Annotated in this window: 1 protein-coding gene; it reads right to left on the bottom strand. The window is 57.3% G+C overall.

Annotated features, from left to right (window positions below):
* Positions 1-2,749, bottom strand: a 2,749-nt coding sequence (locus ACRESD_RS03030) for an NEL-type E3 ubiquitin ligase domain-containing protein (protein ID WP_431749568.1), incomplete at its 3' end; no start/stop codon positions are given.
* Positions 2,750-2,764: the final 15 nt, after the last annotated feature.

Here is a 2,764-nt window from a genome sequence, read left to right as displayed (position 1 = left end):
GCAAATCCGACAGTTCGAACAATGCAGCACTTTTCGCGTCAATCCGCTCGAGATCCTGCGCCATCAGCGCGCTGAACTCTTGAGAATAGCGCGCGCGAAGGTGCTTCTCCCAGAACATGCGCCCAACAAAAAAAACCTCCTCAGCATCAGAGTTACGCTCGTCCCTGAGCACCTGCTCATAAGCTGCATCGACAGCCACCTGGGCCACATTCGCCTGCTGGGGAAACAACATGCCGCGGGATTTGACCGGCAACTCCAACCGGTCTGCGAGCCGCGTTCGATAAGCCAGGATGACTTCAACCTGTTCGGTGAATCCAGGTCCTCTTGCCGCAACATCCCGTAGAGCGATGGCGTCTACCAGCATTAAGCGAAAAAGCTTTCTGGCGGTGGTAATCAGTACGCCCTCGGCATTTTCCGTTTCTTCCAGCTCAAGTGCCCTTGCCCCCATCAGTTCACTCTCAAGGTTCATGAACTCGACCGAACTGCCGTCACCGCAGGTCACACGATCATCGGCGGCGGTAAATAACGCCTCGCGAATGCCTTGGCTTTCGCTCGCGGCCTCCAGCATGTCCCATACCCGTTCGGCCAAGACTGGACGGGCTACTTCACTGGCATACTCGGCACTGCGGGTGATATCGGCCACGACGGTAAAAAAAGCGGCCGACTCCGGGCTAGCCCTGAGTTCATCCCAGATCCCGCCGCGCCGCGCCAACTCCGTGGGCGACATCCCCTCCAACCACAAGCCGCGCGCTTCGTCCACGGTGATGTGCTCCCCCCACTGCGCCGGGTTGAAAGGTTCACCCAGCCGGGCGAGCGTGGCCGGCGATAATGGATTGTCATGCACATTGATGCGCTCCAGATGCTGGTAAGCGTATTCGGGTAACGTGGTGATCCGGTTCGTGTGCAGATCGATGCGGGCCAGGTGAGGCAATTGTTCGGCGCCGACGGGAAAGGTGGCGGTGTCGGTGCCCGCCAGATAAAGCTGGTTCAAATTGCGCAGGCGGCGCAGGTCGGCCTGCCATCCCAGGCGACGATTATCTGCCAGATTCAGAATCTTCAAACTCTGCATGCCCTCCAGGCGTAGTCGGCTTGGGGCCGTCAGCTGGATGTCATTCCTACTCAAGTTGAGTTTCGTCAGCCCTGCCCCACCATTGGCGAATTCCGGCAATTGCGTCAGGTTGTTTTCCCTCATGTCCAACCAGCGCAAGCCGCCAAAAGCATTAAGAAAAGGCAAGGAGATGTCCGAAAGCGCCATTCGACGTAGCACCAGTCTCCCCACATGATCCATATTCGCGCTAATCGCCGGCAACTCGCCGATCACTTCATCCGACAAATCCAGTACGTGGCCGATCGGCGTTCCATCACCCGCGAATGCCTGAGCACCAGCCCTGCGCCAGGCGGCCTTGATGGTACCCGACACCCTGCGTCTGGCACTCGCATAGCCTGGTCCGCCTTCCTGCTGCCACTTGATCAGCGTCTGGTCCAGTTCTGTAAACTGCGCCTCAAGCTGGGTCAGCTTCGCCAGCAGCACAGCGTCGTCTGCATCCCCCAGTCCAAGCATTGCCTCGACCTCTTCCATGGACTTCGATGGATAGAGCGCCATCGCTGCCCTCTTACAAACCGATGGTCGATCAGTCGCGCCACCCAAGGGACTGAGTGGATAACCGATGCGCCCGTCAGCCAAACGCATAGGGGATCTGAAACCGGGCCTGATCGTTTGTAAACCAAGCACCCGTCGGCTCACCTGCTCACTCAGCGACTGTTGTGCAATCTGCTTTTTCAGCCGTTGTGCAGCTGCGTTGAACGTCGACCAACCACTGAACTTGCCACTGCTTGCCATCCAGAGCGCGTTGAAAAAAGCATCCTTGTCCCTGCGCCAATACTCGACTTTTTCCGGCCCGCTACAGAGTTTCCACTCCGTCAAATCGGTATGGATAAGACGAAGTTGCCGGGGAGCATTGACATCCCCCACCCGGTCCAGCAAAAGGCCGTCGTAGGTATCCGCACGCAGCTCGATACAGGCCCCCTCCAGCAGCCCAGGCAGGGAGGCCATTTTGTGTAGCGCCAGGTGTACGCCATCCAGCGTGAATTGATTGTCGAACAGAAGATCAGCATGTGCCCGCATGACGCGCGCCTTCTGCACGTAAATACGTGCCTCTTCGGCCAGGCGCAGCGGCAAACGCGATGTTGATTGCATGCGCGCCAGCTCTTGACTGCTGGCATGGGTCACCAGTTCTTCGGCCGCCAATTTTGGCAGGCCAGGAAAGTCGCGCTGGATCAGTTGAACGTTGGCATCGGTGGAAACATCACCGTCTGATATCTCGCGATTGAACAACTGGCCTCTGTTGCTGTGGGCCGCTTGTAGTAAACGGTCCCGGTACCTTACGAACCTTGCATAAGGTCCGCGCAAATGTTGCATCAGTGGATCAGCGTGTTCGTCCTCCGGCAACAAAGTACAAGAGGAAGGGCCATCATCAGAAACGTCTCGGGTGCGAAGGTAAAGCTCGCTGATTTCCCGTTGCGTAATCACGCGCTCACCCAACAATTGACGCATTTCAGGCTCCGTCAATTGTTCAACAAACGATGGAAACAGCAAGCCACTGTTGAGTTGTTCGTGTCCCAGCTTGACCACTTGGCTTGAATCTTTCGGGACGGCTGAACGCCATACCTGATGACCCTCTGCGTCCAACGCCACCAATACCCGAGATTCGGGCCACATCCTACTCTCCATCATCAACTGCACTTGCATGTACCAGTCGATACG

It is taken from the genome of Pseudomonas sp. (assembly GCF_050739995.1).
Taxonomy (GTDB): Bacteria; Pseudomonadota; Gammaproteobacteria; order Pseudomonadales; family Pseudomonadaceae; genus Aquipseudomonas.
The sequence above is the reverse complement of the archived record's forward strand: the minus strand, read 5'-3'. Positions and strand labels throughout refer to the sequence as shown.